This is a genomic window from Streptomyces griseoruber (genome assembly GCF_001514205.1).
Classification (GTDB): domain Bacteria; phylum Actinomycetota; class Actinomycetes; order Streptomycetales; family Streptomycetaceae; genus Streptomyces; species Streptomyces griseoruber.
Genome location: NZ_KQ948785.1, coordinates 66024 through 86061 on the forward strand (window position 1 = coordinate 66024; position 20038 = coordinate 86061).

The following is a 20038-nucleotide window of genomic DNA, read 5'->3' on the forward strand; positions in this document are numbered from 1 at the left end:
CCTCCCGGACACGTAAGGGCAGACGCGACGGAAGGAAGTCATGCCCATCGAGAACGAGGACCGGTTCACCGAGGTGTACCGGGCCCACTACGAGGACGTGCTGAGGTTCGTGCGACGGCGTGCGCATCCGATGAACGTCGACGACATCGTCGGAGAGACGTTCCTGACGGCGTGGCGCCGTCGCCGGGAGGTGCCCGACGATCCGCGGCCCTGGCTGTTCGGCACCGCCCGCAAGCTGATGCTGAACGCGGGGCGGGGGATGCGCCGGCAGTCCGCGCTCACGGTGCGGATCCAGCGGGCCGGGGACGCGTTCGGCGCGCACCCGCCCACCGTCGACCCGACGGCCCGCGCGGACGACCGCATGGACCTCGCCGCCGCCTGGCAGTCGCTCGCCGCCGTCGACCAGGAGGTTCTCGCGCTGCACGTCTGGGAGCAGCTCTCCGCCAAGGACGCCGCCAAGGTCCTCGGCTGCACGCGGGCCGCCTACGCCATGCGCCTCACCCGGGCCCGGCGAAGGCTGGCCGGCCGGCTGAGCGCCACGGCCACCGCCTCGCCCGCCCTCGCCCCGACCCACTGACAGGAGCCCCGCACATGAACGGCAACGACCTGCTCTCCCGCCTCGCCGCACTCGACGCCGCCCCGCGCACCGAGCCGACCACCGCCGAGATCGACCGTGAGGAGACCCTGCTGCGGGCGGTCCTCGCCGACACCGGGCGGCCCGGAAGCGCCGGGGCCGTCTTCCGCCGCCCGATCGTGCGCCGGGTGGGCCTCACGCTGGCCGGGGCGCTCGCCCTCGGTACGGCCGTCGTCGCCGTGGCGGGCGGCCTGCCGGGCTTCGGCGGCAGCGGGCCGCTGTCCTCGTCCGAGCTGGCCAGCTGGACCGGCACGCCCAAGGAGCTGGACACCGCCGCGGCCAAGGGCTCCGCGGCGGGGAGGCAGTGCCTGGACCTGACGGAGGACATGGGCACCGGCTCCCCCGAGGTCAGCAACGCGGACATCCGCGGCAACGTCGCCTCCATGGTCGTCACCCGGGGCAGCGACGCGGTGTACTGCCTGGCCGGTTCGGACGGCTCGGGTGTCGCGATGGCCATCTCCCCGGTGGAAGCGCTGCCCGCCGACGGGATCACCCTGGACACCTACGGCGCCCGGGGGAGCGATGACCAGGAGTTCAACTATGTGGTCGGGGTGGTGGGGCCCGACGTCCAGGAGGTCGTCGTACACGACCACGGGAAGACCGCCCGCGCCACGGTCGACAACGGCCGGATGACCGCCTGGTGGCCCGACGGCCGCCCGGACGGCCTGCTCACCGGCACGTTCACGGTCACGTTCACGGACGGTACGAGCCACACGGTCCCGGCGGACTCGCTGACGGACCACGCCACCGCGACGCCCGGTCCGGTCAACTGAGGCAGACCAGACCCAGCAGACAGACCTCTGACGGCGAGGTCGACGCCGACGACGTGCCTGTCTGGGACGACGAGGACGTCGAGGACGTCGAGGACGTCGATGTCGATGCCGACGTGTCCGTGCCGTCCGTCGTGGTGGATGTCGTGGGGGATGTCGTGGGGGACGTCGACGACTGCTGGCCGGTCGTGCCGGTCGTGCCGGTGGGGGTGGTGACCGTGCCGTCGTAGGACGAGGTGGTGGTCTGCCGCGGGGCCGTGGCCGACGGTGCCGTCGGGTGGGTCTCCGGGGCTGCGGCGGCGTCCCGGCGGATGTCCGTGGGCACGTCCTGCCCGCGTGCGCGGCCGGTGGACCGCGACGGGGCGGTGGCGGAGGACGAGGACCGGTGCGCGTCGGAGCCGGTCGTCGTCGGGCGGGTGTACTCCGACGTCGGTTCCTCCCGGCCCGAGACGGTGGGGTTCTCCGGTGCCGACGCCGCCTGCGCCCGTTCGCCGCCCTGCCGGTCCAGCGCGACGGCGCTCAGCCCGCCACCGACCAGGGCGACGGCCGTGGCGACGACGGCGCGACGCTGGTTCTTCTTCCAGCGGGCCAGCTGCCGCCGCCGCGCCGCACGCCCCGGCGGCGCGGACTGCGCGGGCGCCACGGACTGCGCGGGCGCCAGGGACGGCGTGGGTGGCGCGGTGGGCACGCTTTCGGGGGTGGGGGACGGGACGGGACGGGCCGCCACGGTGCGACCGCCCGAGGTGACCGGAGCTATGTCCGGGGCGTAGGCGCCGCATCCGGGGCACACCAGGGCACCGTTGAGATGTCGGCGACACGTGGAGCAGTAGTCCATTGCGGTCTTCCTGGGGCGGGGATCCGGTGGCGGGCAACGCTAACGACTCGGGCGACGGACTGTGTGCAGTCCGTGTGAGGCTCCTGCGTGAATCCCTTGAGGACCTTTCAGTCGTCCATGTATCTGAACATCAATCATGTATGCGTCTGTGCGTATCTATTGACGTGTTCAAGCTAGCCCCTTAACTTCCGGGAGAAAGCGCTTTCCAGTTCGGCCGACCCGCACTCGTCCCGTTCCTGGAGATGAACCCATGCAGCTGAGATCCGTCATCGCGTGCACCGGCCTGCTCGCGGGCGCGCTCGTCGCGCTCGCCGGCCCCACCCCCTCCGCCCAGGCCGCGACCGTCCGCTACGAGGCCGAGACCTCCCCGGCGGTCTGCACCGGCAACCTCGACTCCGACTGGACCGGATACTCCGGCAGCGGATTCTGCAACGGCACCAACTCCACCGGCGGATACGCCCAGTTCACCGTGAACGCGGCCACCGCCGGCACGGCCACCCTCAACGTCCGCTTCGCCAACGGCACCACCACCGCCCGCCCGGCCTCCCTCGTCGTCAACGGGACGACCGTGCAGACGCCGTCCTTCGAGGCCACCGGCGCCTGGTCCACCTGGGTCACCAAGACGCTCACCGTGACCCTCACCGCGGGCAGCAACACCATCCGCCTCAACCCCACCACCGCGGAGGGCCTGCCCAACGTCGACTACGTCGAGGCGACGACGACCGACAGCACCACACCCCCCACCACCGGCGCGATCTACGTCTCGCCCAGCGGCACCGACAGCGCGGCCGGCACCTCCTCCGCGCCGACCACCCTCACCTCGGCGATCAGCCGGGTCACCGCGGGCGGCACGATCTACCTGCGCGGCGGGACGTACGCCTACGCGTCGACGATCACCATCCCGCAGACGAACAACGGGACGTCAGCCGCCCGGACCACCCTGTCCGCCTACCCCGGCGAGACCCCGGTGCTCAACTTCTCGGCGCAGAGCGAGAGTTCCTCCAACCGCGGGCTCCAGCTCTTCGGCTCGTACTGGCGGGTCTACGGCGTCGTCGTCGAACGCGCCGGTGACAACGGCATCTACGTCGGCGGCAGCCACAACGTCATCGAGCGCACGGTCACCCGCTACAACCGCGACACCGGGCTCCAGCTCGGCCGGATCGCCTCCTCGACCGCCAGCGCAGACTGGCCCTCGGACAACCTGATCCTGAGCGCCGAGTCGCACGACAACGCCGACTCCGACGGCGAGGACGCGGACGGCTTCGCCGCGAAGCTCACCACCGGCACCGGGAACGTCTTCCGGTACGCCGTCTCCCACAACAACATCGACGACGGCTGGGACCTGTACACCAAGACGGACACCGGCGCGATCGGCCCGGTGACCATCGAGGACTCCCTCTCCTACAACAACGGCACCCTCTCCGACGGGACCGTCAACGCCAACGGCGACCGCAACGGCTACAAGCTCGGCGGCGACGACATCGCCGTCAACCACGTCGTGCGGCGCAGTATCGCCTACCACAACGGCAAGCACGGCTTCACGTACAACAGCAACCCGGGCTCCATGGCGGTGTCGAACAACCTCAGCATCGACAACGCCCAGCGCAACTACTCCTGGGACGCCGGTACGTCGGTCTTCCGCTCCAACACCTCCTGCCGCTACAACGTCAGCGGCAGCAACGACAAGACGGTCGGCGACGCCGACAGCACCAACCAGTTCTGGACGGGGACGAACGGCTCCCGCTGCGCCTCCTCCTACGGCGGCGCCCTGGCCTGGTCCTTCGCCTCGGACGGCAAGCTGGTCGTGACCCTGGGAGGCACCCAGGTCACGCTGTAGCCGCCCTGGACGGCGGGAAGGCCCGGACCGGAGACCCGGCCCGGGCCTTACGCGCGAGAGCCACGGCGCCCATCCTGATCCCAGGGGGGTCACCGTCTTCATGACCCTGCCGGGGCTCGTCATCCTGCTGACGCTGGTGGCGTTCCTGGATCAGCCGCCGCTGCGGGCCGGGCGGGTCGGCTCTGGTGCTGCGGGACGACGGGGAGGACGGGGTGCCGCCGCGCCGGACGACGGTGGATCTTGACGGGGGTGTGGTGGCCGTACGGAATCCGCCTCCGCGATCCGGTCGGTGACGGCCGGGTAGAACTGGGCGTACCAGCGCCGCAGTTGTCTGATCCCCTTCTCATGGGGGAGCAGGACCGGGCGGGGCTGGTGGATCTTGTGGTCCCAGATGTGGACCTCCTCGCGGACCTCGCCCAGGGCCTCCGCGCGGAAGACGAGTTTGAGGGCGGGGGTCAGGAACCGGGCACGGGCCGGCTTGCGCAGGTAGTACAGCATCCGGAGTTCGCTGGTGCGGTCGTCGACGGGGGTGCTGAGGGCCACGGCGGTCACGGAGAGGGCCGGGCCGTGGGTGCGTACCACCATCACGCCGGGGCCGTACATGAAGGCGTCGAAGGTGTTGTCGATGTCCCGTCCGAGGACGCGGCGCCGGATCCGGCCGCGCACCTCGGCGAACGGGCCGTCCACCTGCCAGTCCTGGACAGGGGGTTCGGCCTGCCCGTGGATGAAGTGGAAGTGGGACTCGTCGACGATGTTCTCGCGCATCTCCTGGATGTGGACGCGGGCGCGGCAGGTGTCGTCGACGGGCGAGGCGAAGTCGCGGGCCGTGGTCTCCGGGATCTCGGGGACCTCCCAGGACGGCTCGTCGGGGCCGACGTACACGAGGACGAGTCCGCTGTGCTCGCGCACCGGCAGACCGCCGAGGGAGACCTTGGGGGTGCGGACCGCGAACGGCGCCTCGACGCACCGCCCGTCGGTCCCGAACCGCCAGCCGTGGAAGGGGCACTCGACCGTGCCGTCGACGACCTTCCCGCCGGCGCCGAGGTGTGCGCCGTAGTGGGGGCAGTGGGCGTCCCGCACGGCCGCCCTCCCGTCCGCCCCGCGGAAGGCGATCAGCGCCCGGCCGAAGTAGTGCAGGTTGACGACCTTGCCCGGCCTCAGCTCACGGCTGCGGAGTACGGCGTACCAGCCGTACGGCACGGTCGGCATCGGGTACGCGTCGGCCCGTGGATCGCGGGGGAGGGCGGCGAGGAGTGCTATGGCCTTGTCATGACTCCGTCGTAAAGGCATGGGGTGATGCTAGTGCCGCGGCACTAGATCCGCGGGGGCCGGCGGGTCAGAGGAACCTGCGCAGGAGGCGGGCCTTCGTCGGGGTGTACGGCGGGTAGACCGCCCGGAGGGGGTCCAGCAGCAGGGGCTTGTCCAGGACGGCCTTGGTGTGGCTGAAGGTGTCGATCGAGTGCGCCCCGTGGTAGCGGCCCAGGCCGCTCTCGCCGACGCCGCCGAAGGGCAGGCCGGGCACGGTGAGGTGGGCGTTCGGGACGCCGAAGGCGAGGGCGCCGGAGGAGGTCTCGGTGGTGAGCCGGTGCTTGGCGTGCCGGGAGGCGGTGAAGCCGTAGAGGGCGAGGGGCTTGTCCCGGGCCGTGATGAAGGCGATCGCCGCGTCGAGGTCGGGGACGCGCACGATCGGCAGGATCGGGCCGAAGATCTCCTCGCGCATCACGGGCGCGTCCGGGTCGACGTCGGCGAGGACGGTGGGGGCGAGGTAGCGGGTCGTACGGTCGTGTTCGCCGCCGGTGACCAGACGGGCGCCGCCGTCGCCGTCCCGGTCGAGCAGGGTCAGCAGGCGGTCGAAGTGGCGGTCGTTGACGACCCGGCCGTAGTCGGCGCTCGCGGCCGGGTCGGTGCCGAACATCTCCTGGATCGCGGTGGTGAGGTGCCGTTCCAGGGCGGGTGCCGTGTCGCCGATCGCGAGGACGTAGTCGGGGGCGGTGCAGGACTGGCCGGCGTTCATGAACTTGCCCCAGGCGATGCGGCGGGCGGCGGCCCTGAGGTCGGCGCCCGGCTCGACCACGGCGGGGGACTTGCCGCCCAGTTCGAGGGTGACGGGGGTGAGGCGGCGGGCCGCGGCGGCCATCACCACACGGCCGACGGTGCCGTTGCCGGTGTAGAAGATGTGGTCGAACGGCTGCTCCAGCAGGTCCGTCGTCTCCGGCACCCCGCCCTCGACGACCGCCACGGCCTCCGGGTCCAGGGCCCGGGGCAGCAGATCGGCGAGCAGCGCGGAGGTCGCGGGGGCGAGTTCGCTGGGCTTGATCACCGCGCAGTTGCCCGCCGCGAGGGCGCCGACGAGGGGCGCGAGCGCCAGCATCACGGGGTAGTTCCAGGGGCTGATGATCAGGACCGTGCCCAGCGGCTCCCGTACGGTCCGGGCGCGGGCCGGGGCGAGGGAGACGGGGACCGGGACGCGGCGGGGGCGCAGCCAGCGGCCCAGGTGGCGCAGGGTGTGGTCGATCTCGTTGACGACGAAACCGGTCTCGGTGAGATGGGCCTCGGTGCCGTTCTTTCCGAGGTCGGCGTGGAGGGCGGCGGCGAACTCGGCCCGGTGGGTGGTCAGGAGGTCGCGCAGGGAGCGCAGTTGGGCCTTGCGCCAGGCGGTGGGGCGGGTGCGGCCGGTGGCGAAGGCGGTGCGCAGGCGGGTGACGGTCGCGGCGGGAGCGGTGGCCGTGGTGGTGATGGCGGTCGTGGTGGTGATGGCGGTCGTGGCGGTCGTGGCGGTCGTGCGGGGCGTGGTGGTCATGGTGCGCACGATATGCTAAACGAAAGCCTTTCGTTTAGCATTGCCTATGCTGGGGGCATGCCCACCGCCCCCGCCCCCCTCACCCGGCTCGCCGAGCAGCTCGGCGCCTCCCTCGACCGGCCCGAGAGCGACCTCCTCGCGCCGGGTGCCTCCTGGAACCTCTCCCAGACGCTCCAGCACTGCGCCCAGACCGTCCGCTACTCGGTGACCGGCTACCCCCGGCTGAAGCCGGCCCTCTTCCGGGCCACCGCCGGGACCCTCGCCAAGCACGTCTTCCTGCGCCGGGGAGCCACCCGGCACTCCCTCGACGCGGAACTCGACGGCGCCCCGCCGCTGGACCCCGCGCTCCCCGCCGCCGAGGCGGCCGCACGGCTCGCGGACGCGGTGTCCCTCTTCACCGCACACACCGGGCCGCACCGGCTCCACCCGGCGTACGGCCGCTGCACCCACGCCCAGTACGAGCGGCTGCACGCCATGCACCTGGCCGAGCATCTGCCAGGGCTGGCCGATGCCTGAGGGCCCCGTGAGGATGCGGGCGGCGGCCCGCCCCGGCGCGGTCGGCCCCGGGACGCCGGACGGGACCGGGCCCTGCTGGAGGCCACACCGGCCGTGCCGGCCGAGAGCGGGTACGGCGGGCTGACCACCGGCGCGGTGGCGGCCCGGGCCGGGGTCTCCACCGCGACGCGCTGCCACCGCGAGCCTGACCGGGGAGAGCGGACGGAAAGGCCCGCCTCGCCCTCGGCCCGCCAGCGGCGGATCCACTTGTGGGCCGTGGCGCGGGAGACACCCCTTTCGGCGGCCACATGAGCGACGGGGCGGCCTGCGCAGACCCGTTCGACCAGCAGCGCTCGTGATCAATACACCTAGACGCGAGGTTCGGGCAGCAGTGCCAGCGCCTCCACCTCCAGCAACAGTTCGGGCCGGAACAGGGCCGCCACCTGGACGGCGGTGCTGGCGGGCGGGCGCTCGACGTCGATGTACCGGTCGCGGGCCTCGCGTACGGCGGGCAGGTGGGCGACGTCGGTGACGTAGAAAGTGAACTTCACGACGCTCTCGAAGCCGGTGCCCGCCGCGGCCAGGCAGCGGCGGAGGTTCTCGAAGACCTGCAGAGCCTGCGCGGCCGGGTCGCCCTCGCCGACCACCCTGCCGTCGGCGTCGAGGGCGATCTGCCCGGAGACCGCCACCAGCCGCCCGGTCCCCATGACCACATGCGTGTAGCCGGTGCCCGGGGCGACCCCCTCCGGTGCGGCGAGGTGCGTGAGGTGCGGTGCGCTGTGGGTGGGTGCCATGGCGCGCATTCTGCACGGCGGTCCCGGGCGGACGCAGGTGGATTACGCCGTGGGCTCCAGGGTGGAGACGAACTTGCCCAGCCGGGCGAGGCCCTCCCGCAGTTCACCGGCCGACGCCGCGTACGACAGCCGTACATGGGTCTCGGCCGTGCCCACGCCGAAGTCCCGGCCCGGGGTGAGCGCCACATGGGCCTCCCGCAGGGCGCGGGCGCAGAACTCCCAGGAGGTCAGGCCGGTGGCGCTGACGTCGAAGTAGGCGTAGAACGCGCCGTCCGGAGGGACGGGCACCGGCAGGCCGATGCGGTCCAGGCCGTCCAGGACGAGCGCACGGCGCTCGGCGAACTCCACCCGGCGCGCCTCGGCCACGGCCAGGGACTCGGGGGTGAAGCAGGCCAGGGCGGCGTGCTGGGCCGGGGCGGAGGCGCACAGGAAGTAGTTCTGGGCGAGGCGCTCCAGCGCGGGCACGAGGGCCTCGGGGACGACACACCAGCCGAGCCGCCAGCCGGTCATGCCGAAGTACTTCGAGAAGCTGTTGATGACGACCGCGTCGGGGTCGTGCGCGAGGGCGCTGCCCGGCGGGCGGCCGAGGTCGTCGGGGTCGCTCAGGTCGAGGTAGATCTCGTCGACCAGCCGCCACGCCCCCCGCTCCCGGGCGAGGGCGCACAGGGCCCGGAGCTCGTCCGCCGGGACCGAGGTGCCCGTGGGGTTGGAGGGGGTGGCGATCATGACGCCGCGGGTGCGGTCCGACCAGTACGACCGTACGGACGCCGCATCCAGCTGGAAGCGGGAGGCCGGGGTGGTCGGGACGAGGGTGACGCGGGCGCCGAAGCTCTCCACGATCTGCCGGTTGCACGGGTAGGACGGGTCCGCGATCAGCACCTCGTCGCCGGGGTCGACGAGGGCGGCGGTGGCCAGCACCAGCGCGGCGGAGGCGCCCGCGGTCACCGCCACCCGGGCCGGATCGACCTCGACGCCGTGCCGGTCGGCGTAGAAGCGGGCGATCGCCTGCCGCAGCGCGGGCAGCCCGAGCGCCGCGGTGTACGCCATGGGCCGGCCGTCCATGGCGTCCCGCATGGCCTCCAGGACGGCGGGCGGCGCGCCGAAGTCGGGCTCGCCCAGGCTGAGTTTGACGACGTGGTGGCCCGCCGCCTCCAGTTCGGCGGCCTGCTTGCCGAACTCCATGGCGTAGAAGGGGGCGATGGCCCGGGCGCGCTGCGAGATCCTCATACCGCCGATTTTCCGACAGGCGGGTGCCGGCCGGGGCAGGTGGTCGGCTCAGCCGAAACGGCCGGCCACATAGTCGGCGGTGCGCCGGTCCTGCGGGGAGCCGAAGATGTCCTCGGTGGGGCCCGCCTCGACGATCTGGCCGGGGGTGCCCTGCTCGGCGAGGAAGAAGGCGCACTGCTGGGAGACGCGGTTGGCCTGCTGCATGTTGTGGGTGACGATCACGACCGTGACCTGCCCGGCCAGCTCCTGGATGGTCTCCTCCACGCGGCGCGTCGAGGTGGGGTCGAGCGCCGAGCACGGCTCGTCCATCAGCAGCACCCGGGGCCGCACGGCCAGGGCCCGCGCGATGCACAGCCGCTGCTGCTGGCCGCCGGAGAGCGCGCCGCCGGGCTGCCGCAGCCGGTCGCGGACCTCCTTCCACAGGCCGGCCCGGGACAGGGACTCCTCGACCAGGACGTCCTTCTCGCGGCGGTTCGCCTTGGTGCCGGTCAGGCGCAGGCCCGCGACCACGTTGTCGTAGATCGACATGGCGGGGAACGGGTTCGGCTTCTGGAAGACCATCCCGATCCTGCGGCGGGCGTCCGTCAGCCGCCACGAGGGGTCGTAGATGTCCTCGCCCTCGAAGAGCACCTCGCCGCCGAAGCGGGCGGCCGGGATCATCTCGTGCATCCGGTTCAGGGTGCGCAGGAAGGTCGACTTGCCGCAGCCGGAGGGGCCGATGAGGGCGGTCACCCGGCCGGCGGGCATGGTCAGCGACACCCGGCTGAGCACCTGGTGGGTGCCGAACCAGGCCGAGACGGCGCGGGCGTCGAGGGTGGCGGGGTCACCGGTCGGTCCTACGGGCGGGAGGACGACGGTGTCGGTCAGGGGATCGGTCACTTCGGTCACTTCGGTCACTTCGGTCATGGCTGACACCTCACAGCAGATTGGGCAGGAGCTCGGTGGTGCGGGTGGCGACCTGGAGGCCGAGGACCGCGACGACCGGGGCGAACACGATCCAGGTCTGGTGGCGGCCCCACCGGTGCCAGGCCCAGACGGCGGCCACCGCGGCGAGCAGCAGCGCCTGGAGCCACATCACCAGCGGCCACGGCACCCCGTCGGGCCGGGCCAGCGGCTCCTCGGACGCGGGGAGCGTGCCGGAGCGGATCACCGCGGCCGGGGTCGGGAAGGGCGTGGACATCAGGTCGGCGTCCACGCGCAGGACCCCGGACGGGACGAAACGGGAGCCGGTGGCGGTGACCAGGACCAGCCGTCCCTTGCCGGAGGCGAGCGGCGCGGGCGCCGGGTCACCGGCCCGTCGTACGCCGCTGACCCGGTACGTCGCCCTGCCCTGGCCGGTGGTCACACTGAACGTGTCGCCCGCCGTGAGGGAGGGGAGCCCGCAGAAGGGGCCGCCGTAGGCGGCGGCGCGGCCCATCAGGACACTGGTGCCGGCCTGGCCGGGCATCGGGGTGTCACGGCGGTGGCCGGGGCCGTCGGTGAGGACGGAGGAGTCGGTGCCCTCCAGGACGACCTGGGTCGTCCCCAGGCGGGGGACGTCGATGAGCGCGACCGGGGTGCCGGGGGCGAGCAGCCGGCCGTCCTGATCGGTCTGCGCGACCGGGGCGGTGCCGAGGGCGAGCTGATTGCGCAGCTCGTCGAAGGCCGCGTGCTGTGCGGAGTGTTCCTGCGCGCCGCTGATCACCAGCAGCTGTGCGGTGATGCCGAGCAGCAGGGCGGCGAGGCCGAGCAGGCCGCCGCGGGCGAGATGGCGGACGGCGGTGACGCTGTGGACGCGGGGGAGCGTCAGGGGTACGGCGACCGTCACGGCGGCCCGCCTCCTTCAGGACAGGGGTACGGACAGGGGTATGCACAGGGGCACGCACAGGGGTGCGCACAGGGGTCGGGGCCGGTCGGCCGGGGAGACACTCCCTCAGTGGTCTCCCCGGCCGCCGGGATCCGGTGTGATCCGGTGTGATCCGGTGGGATCAGGTGGATCAGGTGGACTTGATGACGAAGTTCGCGCCGTTCTTGGCGTTCACCGTCGAGGAGCCCAGGTAGCTCGCGTGCAGGGTGTGGCGGCCCCTGGCCAGCTTGGGCAGGGTGACGGTGACCTTGCCGCCGCTCAGGGTGCCGGTGGCGATCACCTTGGTGCCCTCGTAGACGCGGACGGTGCCGGTGGGCGTGGTGCCGGTCGCGGTGACCTTGACGGTGACCTTGGCGCGGGCGGTGTGGGACACGGAGGCCGGGGCGGTGGTCGCCACCGACGGCGTCGCCTTGGTGATCTTCAGGGAGATCTTCGCCGAGGACGCGTTCAGCTGGGTGCTGCCGCCGTAGGACACGGTCAGGCTGTGCGTGCCGACCTTGAGGTGGTTCGACAGGCCGAGGGTGACCTTGCCGCCGCTGAGGGTGCCGGTGCCGAGGGTGGTGGAGCCCTCCTTCACGGTGACCTTGCCGGTCGGGGCGACCGAGTGCGAGCCGGTGACGGTGACCGCGACCTTCGGGGTCCTGCCGTACGCGGTGGTCGCGGTGGTCGCCGTGACGGTGCTGGCGTACTTGACCGCGCCGGTCCAGGTGGCCTCCGTGCCGTTGCCGACGACGGTGGCGGCGGCGACGGTGGCGGTGTAGGTGCCGGTGGCCAGACCGGTGAAGGAGTACGAGGTGGTGCTCGCCGGTACGTCCTTCGTGGCGACGACGCCGCCGTCCGCGTCCTTCAGCGTGACGCGGTAGTCGGTGACGGGCTGCGCGGGGGCCGGGCTGGGCGCGGTCCAGGTCAGCTTGACGCTCGCGTCGCCCGCGGTGGCGTTCAGGACGGGCGCGCCGGGCGTGGTCAGGCCCGCGATCTCCAGACCGCCGACCTTGGCGTGCTTGGCCAGGTTGATCGAGCCGTTGTACGACTCGTTCAGGAAGCCGAAGGCCGAGATGACCTTCTCGGCGTTGTCGGAGGCGAGGGCCGCCTCGTGGTCGCCGCTGGTGACGAAGACGTCGTAGAGGTCCTTGTCGAAGAAGATGCTGCTCGTGTCGACCGCGCGGCTCGGGACGACGTTGTAGACGTCGCGGCCGAAGGTGGAGTTCTCGAAGTAGCCGGGGACCGGGGCCAGCTTGCCGTTGACCGTGCTGACCGGGGTGGTGGCGCCGGAGTCGCCCGGCAGCGTGATGCTGGCCAGGTGACCGCCCGCGGTGATCGCGGTGGAGCTGTGGTCGGGGGCGATGCCGTTGGCCTGGGCGATCCAGCTGGCCACGGAGAACGGGACGAGCGTGCCGTCCTGGGTGAGGGCCGCGTCGGCCTGGTTCTCCTGGACGGTGGGCAGGCTGGTGTCGACCGTGTTCTCGTTCAGGCCGATCGCGCCGAGGAAGAACTTGCGGGTGCCGGAGCCGCTCTGCGGGAGGACCGGGTGCAGGGTCTGGCCGTTCAGCGTGCGCACGCCGCCCGCCATGTAGATGTCGTGCAGCTGCGAGACCGACAGCGAGTCCAGGCCGGTGCCGCGGACCGCGACGCCGACCGCGTCCCGGGCGAACGGGATGTAGGTGAGGGCGTTGCCGGAGAAGCTCGGGCCGCCGGAGGAGCGGGCGAAGTCGACCTGGCCGCCGACGGCGACACCGTCGTTGTTGGGGAACTTGTCGCCGGTGAGGGACATGCTGAGCGCCGCACGGCCCGGTCCGGAGCCGTTCGGGCGGGTGAACGACGGGCCGCCGGAGCGGGTCTGGATCGTGGACGAGCCGATCGCGTCGTAGGAGGCGATGCCCGCGCCGGTCGCCGACTTCACGGCGGTGCCGGAGTAGTCCTTGCCGCCCACGGTGTCGCCGGCGAGGGCGTTGAGCACGTCCTGGGTGGTGTCGGAGCCCACGCCGACCAGCTGGCGGAAGGTCCCGGCGGGGGTGGGGTCGGCGTACGCCGGGCTCGCGAGAGCCACACCGCCGGCCACCACTGCGGCGGCGACGAGCGCGGCCGTGGAGCGCGTTCTGCGCATGGAGAGTCTCCGTGACTGTGCGAAAGGGGTGGAGAAGGAGGTGGATCGATCTGGCAGGGTGGTGCGGGCCGTCCGCCCCGACTGTCCTTCGGGGCGGGCGGCCGTCCGTGGGGAGCGCCGCCCGAGGGGGCGCTCAGGGCCGCAGGAGTTTCCGCAGCCGTTCGGGCAGGGCGATCTCCGGTACGACGGTCACCGTGCGGCCGCCGGGAAGCGGCAGCCGCAGCGGCAGGCGCAGTCGGCCGCCGCCCGCGAAGGGCGCGCCCACCCCGGCCGCGGCGCCGAGCGCGGCACCGAGGGGGACGGCGTAGCGCAGCGGGTTCGCGGGGTCGGCGGGCGTGGCGCCGGCGGCGGTGGTCTGTACGGCCTTGCCGCCGTCGTAGGAGGCCGCGCTGCTCGGCGTGGCACTGGCGCTCGCGCCGGCGCCGCCGGTGGTGCCGCCGTCGCCCGCCGTGCCGCCGGAGAGGTCACCGGTGGTGCCGCCCGTGGTGGTGGAGCCGCCGGAGCCGCCGCCCGAGGCCGATCCGTCGCCGCTCGCGGTGGAGGTGGCCTTGTAGTGCAGGAGCGTGTCGGCGGCCTGGGTCGTCCGGGTGCGCAGCGTCCGCGACAGCGGGGCGTATCCCGCGGGGAGCAGGCCCGGGTCGGCGCCCGCGGTCTGCCCGGTGCCGGCCGCGTACCGCAGCAGGGTCGCGTAGTCCTTGCGGGCGGCGGCGTCGAGCTTCGCGGGGCGTACGGCCGCGTAGACGAGCTGGGTGAGCGGGTAGGCGCCCTTCGCGGTGGCCTTGGCGGGGCTGATCTCGGGGGCGCCCTTGCCGGTGGCGCTCGCCGCGGCGGCGGTCAGGGAGACGCCGCTGGGGGCGACGTACCGGCCGGCGGCGTTGAGCAGCTTCGCGGTCGTCAGTCCGTAGCGGGCGGCGGAGGCCGCGTCCGTGATGGTGATCATGAAGCGGGAGCCGACGGTCTGCGGGCCGGGGTTCTTGTACGCGGGCGGGCTGGCCAGCGGGTCCCAGGTCGCCTTCCACAGGCTGTCGGTGCGCAGGGTGTGCAGGGCGCCGGCGTGCATGTCCGCCACGTACGGGTGGAAGTCGATCATGCACTGCTTCTCGGTGGCGCCGGTGCCCGGCGGGATCGTGCACCACGGGTCGCTCTTGGGGTAGGTGTCGGTGTTCGCCGGGTCGAAGGCGAACCCGGTGGGGTTGAGGTCCGTGTTGGTGCTGAAGTACGGGTTGACCCGCATGCCCCAGTCGTCGGACACCCCCGCGAGGAAGCCGCGGGCGTCCTTGTCGGCGACGATCCACTGCCAGACGGCGCGGGCCGAGTCGGAGTGGCCGAGCGAGGTCAGCAGATCCGTGTCGGTGGCCGGGGTCTCGGCGACCGACAGCTCCGCGAACTCGGGGTTGAGCGCGATGAACTCGGGGTCGCTCGCCAGACCGGCCGGGTTGCCCTTCGCCCAGCCGTAGCCGTTGGCGGCGGTGGTGCCGACGACCGCTCCCCAGGGGGAGTTGCGGTAGGACTCGGTGAGCAGCTTGGCCACCAGCCGGGGGTTGAGCCGGAGGGACTCGACCCTGGTTCCGGCGAGTCTCTGGGTGGCCTCGGGGGCGGTGGCCCTGGGTCTGCGTTCCACGGTGAAGCCGATGACGGTGCCGGAGAGCGCGGCCGGCGCGTAGACGGTGGTGTCGTCCGGGGCGCTCGTGCCCGCGTCGGCGCCGAGGGCGCGCGTGGTGAAGGCGAGTCCGGAGGAGCCGTCGTTGCCGAGGCGGGCGCGGGTGTCGGGCTCGCCGAGCTCGGTGTAGCCGTAGACCTTGCCGGTGGCGCACAGGGCGGTCTGCCAGCTCGTCATGGCGTCGGCGGCCAGCTCGCTGCCGGTGGTGGGCCGTTCGTCGGAGCCGAGGGCGCAGTTGGTGCCGACCGGGTTGAAGCGCAGCGGGATCGCGACGCGGTTCTTCCAGTTGGTGGAGGAGACCGGGGAACCCGCGTTGACCTGGCTGTGGTCCGCGTACGGCTTGCCGTCGAGGTCGAGGTGCCCCTGCGGGACGATCACCAGCCAGCAACTGCGCGGCCTGGACACGCCGTCGGTCTTCACGACGGTGCCGCAGCCGAGGTGCGGGGCCTCGTTGGCGGTCTGTACCTCGAAGAACTCCTTGCCGGTGCCGTCGGCGCCGGTGCGGGCGAAGTCGATCTCGTTGGTGGTGTTGCGGTTGAAGTACGGGTTGTTCTGGGTGTTCGAGGTGACGGTGGCGCCGCTGACCGGTTTGAACGGCACCTCGCCCGGAGCGTTGGGGTTGGTGGCGCCGTAACGGTCGTCCTGGCCGTAGTTGGCGGGGTCGGCGCTGTAGAAGACGCGGCGGGTGTCGTCGTAGTCGTTGCCGGGCCAGCTGCCCCGGTCGGTGGTCGGGGAGGCCCCGTACTGGCACTGGGTGCGCGAGGGGCCCGGGTTGTCCGGGACCGTGCCGTCGTCGTCGCCCCAGCACTGCATGATCTGCACGAAGTCCGTGTCGAACAGGGTGCCCGCGAAGGTGCTCGGCGTGCCGCCGGACCAGGAGACCGTGACGGCCTGGCTGGTGAGGTCGGCGGTCTGGGAGACCGTGAACCTCATGTCCTTGAACTCGCCGCGCCCGGAGACGGTGACGGCGGAGGACGCGGAGGAGGCCGCCGTCGCGGGCGGGGCGGCCTGGGCGACCGCGAGCCCGGCGAGGGCGCCCACGGCGGCACCGGCGACGAGCCGGACCAGGATCCGTCGTACGGCCTTCATCGCGTCCCCCCGTTCGAGGAGCCGCCGGCGCGGAGCAGCCGGGACACCAGCGAGGGCAGCAGGATCAGCGCGAGGACCAGGAACGCGGCGAGCAGCATCAGCGTCTGGGTGGAGGTCCAGCCGGTGTGCCCGGCGATCGCGACCGGCTGGGCGAGGGCGACCGTGCCGTCGGCGGTGGTGGCCGTACCGCCGCCGGAACCGCTCGCCGTGCCGCCGCCCGGGCTCAGGGTCTGGCCGGTGTCGGGGTCGACGGAGGGCTGCCCTGCGGCGCCGGACCCGCCGGTGCCGCCGTCGCTGCCCGTGCCGCCCGACGCGCCCGTACCGCCGCCGGCCGAGCCGCCGGACGTCCCGCCCGAACCGCCGTTGGCGCCGGTCGACTTGGCGCCGCCGCTGCCCGTGGTGCAGGGCGCGGCGCCCTTCTTGTCGCAGTCCTTCGGGTAGGGCGCGGTCTCGGCCAGCTTGTTGCGGCCGTTGGTGGTGAAGGTCGGGTTGTTGCAGTTGCGGATGTTGATGCTCTGCGCCTGCACGCCCGGGATCCGGCGGATCTGGTCGAAGCCCGCCTGCACCAGGTTGATCGGCAGCGGCGAGTAGCCGAGGTCGGGCGCCTGCTGCTGGCCCTGGCACATGAAGTAGTAGGAGAACGCGCCGAGCGTCTTGCCCTTGGCCTTGGTGAAGGTGCCCTGCACCTTCAGCGGCAGGATCATGTACGAGTAGCTGGACAGCGGGTAGTTCCGCTTGTCGCTGTCGTTGTAGACGCCGTCGAGCTGCTGGGTGAGGTAGTCGGCGGAGTTCCTGTTCGTGTTGATCTTCGCCTTGAGCAGCGAGACCGCCACGTTCTGCGGGGTGGGCTCGGTGTAGTAGCCGGCGTGGTTGAGGACCTTGGCGACCGGATAGTGCGCGTTGAGGGCGTAGGAGTAGTTGACGTAACCGATCGCGCCCTCGCCGTAGTTCTGGGCGACGTAACCGGCGACACCGAGGTCACCGGACTGGGCGATCATGCCGGAGACCGTCGGGTAGTACGAGGTCTGCCCGCACGCCCCCGAGCGGCCGACCCGGGCGCAGTACGCCTGCCACAGCGCCTTGTGCTGGTTGGCCATCCACATCGTGAACTGGGCGGTCGAGCCGGAGCCGTCGGAGCGGACCACGGGCACGATCGGGCGGTGCGGGAGCTGGAGCCCGGGGTTGTCCGCCTTGATCACCGGGTCGTCCCAGGTCTTCACGGCCCCCGTGAAGATCTTCGTGACCACGTCACCGGAGAGGCGGAGGTTGGTGACCCGCTTGCCGTTGACCGTCAGGTGGTACATGAAGACGGTGCCGCCGGCGACGATCGGCATATAGGCGTACGAGCCCTGCGCGGGGCGTTCGGCCGCGCTGCCGTCGGTGGGGTTGGTCTGGAACGGGATGTCGGAGACGGCGAAGTCGACGGTGCCGCTGAGGAACTGGCGCCGGCCGTCCGATGAACCGGTACCGGCGTAGCTGATGCGCATGCCGTACTGGTTCACCGCCCTGCGCCATTCGTCGACCGCGTTCTCGGCCCAGGTGGAGCCGGCGCCCGCGATGGGGGTGTAGGTGTCGGCCTGCGCCGGGGTGGCTGTGGTGAGGATGCCTATGAGTGCGGCCAGGATGCCGAGCCGTCTGAGTGCGGTGATCATCGGTCGCTGTCTCCGTTGTCGGGTGCGGGTGCGTTGGGGCTGGTCGCGCCCCGCGGCGGAGCCGCACATGGGTGCTGCCCCGCGCCCCCGGGGTGGGTGATGCCGGCGTATCTCTCGATGTCCCGGCGGGACGCGCGCGCCGTTCTCCGTGCCTGTCGCCTGGTCTGGTGGCCGGGGCCGCGCCCGCCGATCACCCGGGCGATCGCGAAGAGGATCAGGACGATGGCCATCAGGACCGCCGCCGAGCCGAAGCCGCGGGCGATCATCGTGGGCTCGGGGGACTTGACGAAGTTGAAGACGGCCAGCGGGAGGGAGACCATCGGGCCGTTCGTCGGGTCGGCGTTCAGGGCCGCCGTGAAGCCCGCCGTCAGCAGGACGGGGGAGGTCTCGCCGATGCCGCGCGCGGTGCCGAGGATGACCGCCGTGGCGAGGCCCGAGCGGGCCGTCGGCAGGACGACGTGCCAGACCGTCCGCCAGCGGGGGGCGCCGAGGGCCTCGGCCGCCTCCGTGAGGGTGCCGGGCACCAGGCGCAGGACCACGTCCGAGGCACGGATGACGATCGGCAGCATCATCACGCTGATCGCGAAGCCCGCCGCCAGTCCCGACTTCTGCATGCCGAGGCCGAGGATCCACACGGCGTACACCATGAGACCGGCCACGATCGAGGGCAGCGCCGTCATCGCCTCGACGATGGTGCGCACGAACCGGGAGAAGCGGCCCGGGATCTGGTTGAGGTACACCGCGCAGGCCAGGCCCAGCGGGACCGTGATGGTGAGCGCGATGGCGATCATGATCAGGGTGCCGAGCATGGCGTGGGCGATGCCGCCGTGGGACAGCGGGTCGAGCGGGCCGGCCGCCTGCATGTCCTGGGTGAAGAAGTTGCCGTGCGGGAGCGCCTCGCGGCCGCGCCAGGCCGTGAAGCCGACGACCAGGGCGAGCGCGCTGAAGAGGAGTCCGGCCGCGGTCCACAGGACCACCGTCATCACCCGGTCGCGTACCGCCTGGCCGTCCTCCTCCAGCGCGGTGAGGACGGCGTAGACGGCGAGGAAGGCCGCGTACGCGGTGACGGTGAAGCCCAGACTGCCGGAGAACGGGGCGATCTCGCCGAACAGCAGGACGGCGACGCACAGGCCGGAGGCCGCGGCGCCGGAGAGGGAGAGGACACCGGAGCGGGTCAGGCCGCCGAGGCGGCGCGGTACGTCCGGGAGTCCGGGGGCCGGGGCGGTGGCCTCGGCCGGCTGGGCGGGGGCGTGGTCCACGACGGTCATCTCATGCCTCGCTCTGTGCGCCGGACCGGGAGCGGGCCACGATGGAGGAGGCGGTGAAGTTGACCGCCAGGGTGAGCAGGAACAGCGCCAGGCCCGCCGCCATCAGCGCCGACATGCCGAAGGTGGAGGCGTCGCCGTAGTGCAGGGCGATCAGCGAGGAGACCGAGTTCGAGCCGGTCTGCAGGAGGTGCGGCTGGATGACGAAGACCGGCGAGATGATCAGGTAGACGGCGATGGTCTCGCCGAGGGCCCGGCCGAGGCCGAGCATCGTGCCGCCGATGATGCCGCCCTTGCCGTACGGCAGGACGACCGCGCGGATCATGCCCCAGCGGGTGGCGCCGAGCGCGTACGCGCCCTCCCGCTCGCCCGCCGGTGCCTGGGCGAACACCTCCCGCATCACCGAGCACTGGATCGGCGCGACCATCAGCGCGACGACGATCCCGGCGACGAAGGTGGAGGCGGTGTAGACGCTGTCGGAGGCGAGCGGCTCCCCGGGCTTGGTGCCGTCGACCGCGAGCAGCGGGATCCAGCCGAACCAGGTCGACAGCCAGCGCGACAGGCCGATCACGTGCTGCTGGAGGAAGAACAGTCCCCACAGGCCGTAGACCACCGACGGGACGGCCGCCATCAGGTCGACCATGGTGACGAGGGTGCGGCGCAGCCCGCGCGGGGCCACGTCGGAGATGAACAGCGCGGTCCCGACGGCCAGCGGCACGGAGATCGTCACCGCGACGGCGGCGATCAGCAGGGTGCCGGTGAGCACGGCCGCGATCCCGAAGTTGTGGACGTCCGGCTGCCAGGCGGCGGTCGTGAGGAAGCGGAATCCCCGGGCGCGCAGGGCCTGACCGGCCCTCAGCAGCAGGAACAGTCCGACGGCCGCCATGATGGCGAGGACGGTGACGCCGGTGGCCGTCAGCTGGTACCGGAAGACCCGGTCGCCGAGGCCCCGGGCCGTGTGCAACCGTCGAGGAACGGGTCTGTCGGGCTCCGGTGCGCCGGAAACCTCCACTGCGGACGCCACTGCGGT

16 protein-coding genes and 2 pseudogenes are annotated in these 20038 nt (G+C 72.6%); 5 read left to right on the forward strand and 13 right to left on the reverse strand.

What is annotated here, in order from left to right; translation table 11 throughout:
- The first annotated feature begins 40 nt into the window (after window positions 1-40).
- Entirely contained in the window at window positions 41-577 is a 537-nt protein-coding gene (locus tag AQJ64_RS40290) for an RNA polymerase sigma factor (protein WP_055639115.1), read from the forward strand.
- A 14-nt stretch (window positions 578-591) separates the two neighbouring features.
- Window positions 592-1407 carry a hypothetical protein gene (locus AQJ64_RS40295; protein ID WP_055639114.1) on the forward strand — a complete coding sequence of 272 codons (816 nt, stop codon included), beginning with the start codon at window positions 592-594 and terminating at the stop codon, window positions 1405-1407.
- On the opposite strand, the gene AQJ64_RS49375 is transcribed toward AQJ64_RS40295, so the two are convergent.
- Window positions 1400-2239: an SCO2400 family protein gene (locus AQJ64_RS49375; protein ID WP_425315624.1), complete on the reverse strand. Its 840-nt coding sequence runs from the start codon at window positions 2237-2239 to the stop codon at window positions 1400-1402. The two genes, AQJ64_RS40295 and AQJ64_RS49375, sit on opposite strands and share 8 nt — an antisense overlap.
- A 250-nt stretch (window positions 2240-2489) precedes the next feature.
- Here AQJ64_RS49375 and AQJ64_RS40305 point away from each other — a divergent pair, with 250 nt between their 5' ends.
- Both AQJ64_RS40305 and AQJ64_RS51460 read left to right on the forward strand, forming a co-directional pair.
- Window positions 2490-4076: a carbohydrate-binding protein gene (locus tag AQJ64_RS40305; protein ID WP_055631278.1), complete on the forward strand. Its 1587-nt coding sequence runs from the start codon at window positions 2490-2492 to the stop codon at window positions 4074-4076.
- A gap of 212 nt (window positions 4077-4288) precedes the next feature.
- Window positions 4289-4369, forward strand: coding sequence for a hypothetical protein (locus tag AQJ64_RS51460; protein ID WP_240512430.1), 81 nt, complete (start codon window positions 4289-4291; stop codon window positions 4367-4369).
- A 67-nt stretch (window positions 4370-4436) separates the two neighbouring features.
- Here AQJ64_RS51460 and AQJ64_RS40310 read toward each other — a convergent pair.
- Window positions 4437-5366 (reverse strand): annotated as a pseudogene (locus tag AQJ64_RS40310) (Rieske 2Fe-2S domain-containing protein); the annotation flags it as partial.
- Between the two features lie 46 nt (window positions 5367-5412).
- Window positions 5413-6876, reverse strand: coding sequence for an aldehyde dehydrogenase family protein (locus AQJ64_RS40315; RefSeq protein WP_079062226.1), 1464 nt, complete (start codon window positions 6874-6876; stop codon window positions 5413-5415).
- 57 nt (window positions 6877-6933) lie between these two features.
- On the opposite strand from AQJ64_RS40315, the gene AQJ64_RS48665 reads away from it, so the two are divergent.
- Window positions 6934-7392, forward strand: a complete 459-nt coding sequence (locus tag AQJ64_RS48665; RefSeq protein ID WP_055631279.1) for a DUF1569 domain-containing protein — start codon at window positions 6934-6936, stop codon at window positions 7390-7392.
- Between the two features lie 188 nt (window positions 7393-7580).
- Here the strand turns inward: AQJ64_RS48665 and AQJ64_RS48675 are convergent.
- From AQJ64_RS48675 to pstC, 10 genes and pseudogenes are all read right to left on the reverse strand, one after another.
- A pseudogene (locus tag AQJ64_RS48675) lies at window positions 7581-7721 on the reverse strand (helix-turn-helix domain-containing protein); the annotation flags it as partial.
- Between the two features lie 18 nt (window positions 7722-7739).
- Window positions 7740-8165, reverse strand: a complete 426-nt coding sequence (locus AQJ64_RS40330; RefSeq protein ID WP_079062233.1) for a RidA family protein — start codon at window positions 8163-8165, stop codon at window positions 7740-7742.
- A gap of 42 nt (window positions 8166-8207) precedes the next feature.
- Window positions 8208-9392, reverse strand: coding sequence for a pyridoxal phosphate-dependent aminotransferase (locus AQJ64_RS40335; RefSeq protein WP_079062228.1), 1185 nt, complete (start codon window positions 9390-9392; stop codon window positions 8208-8210).
- 48 nt (window positions 9393-9440) lie between these two features.
- Window positions 9441-10298 (reverse strand): phosphate ABC transporter ATP-binding protein PstB, encoded by an 858-nt coding sequence (gene pstB / locus AQJ64_RS40340; RefSeq protein WP_055631283.1) that lies wholly within the window; start codon window positions 10296-10298, stop codon window positions 9441-9443.
- Window positions 10299-10308: 10 nt separating this feature from the next.
- Window positions 10309-11199: a sortase gene (locus AQJ64_RS40345; RefSeq protein ID WP_055631284.1), complete on the reverse strand. Its 891-nt coding sequence runs from the start codon at window positions 11197-11199 to the stop codon at window positions 10309-10311.
- A gap of 169 nt (window positions 11200-11368) precedes the next feature.
- The gene (locus AQJ64_RS40350) at window positions 11369-13342 is read right to left on the reverse strand and encodes an Ig-like domain repeat protein (protein WP_055631285.1); all 1974 of its coding nucleotides are present in this window, start codon (window positions 13340-13342) and stop codon (window positions 11369-11371) included.
- A 133-nt stretch (window positions 13343-13475) separates the two neighbouring features.
- Window positions 13476-16091: a hypothetical protein gene (locus tag AQJ64_RS40355; RefSeq protein WP_055631286.1), complete on the reverse strand. Its 2616-nt coding sequence runs from the start codon at window positions 16089-16091 to the stop codon at window positions 13476-13478.
- Window positions 16088-17743 carry a phosphate ABC transporter substrate-binding protein PstS gene (gene pstS, locus AQJ64_RS51910; protein ID WP_055631287.1) on the reverse strand — a complete coding sequence of 552 codons (1656 nt, stop codon included), beginning with the start codon at window positions 17741-17743 and terminating at the stop codon, window positions 16088-16090. The genes AQJ64_RS40355 and pstS overlap by 4 nt, the downstream gene beginning before the upstream one ends.
- On the reverse strand, window positions 17740-19011 hold the full coding sequence (gene pstA, locus AQJ64_RS40365) for a phosphate ABC transporter permease PstA (protein ID WP_063788627.1): 1272 nt from the start codon (window positions 19009-19011) through the stop codon (window positions 17740-17742). The genes pstS and pstA overlap by 4 nt, the downstream gene beginning before the upstream one ends.
- Window position 19012: 1 nt before the next feature.
- The gene (gene pstC, locus AQJ64_RS40370; RefSeq protein WP_240512429.1) at window positions 19013-19972 is read right to left on the reverse strand and encodes a phosphate ABC transporter permease subunit PstC; all 960 of its coding nucleotides are present in this window, start codon (window positions 19970-19972) and stop codon (window positions 19013-19015) included.
- Window positions 19973-20038 lie beyond the last annotated feature (66 nt).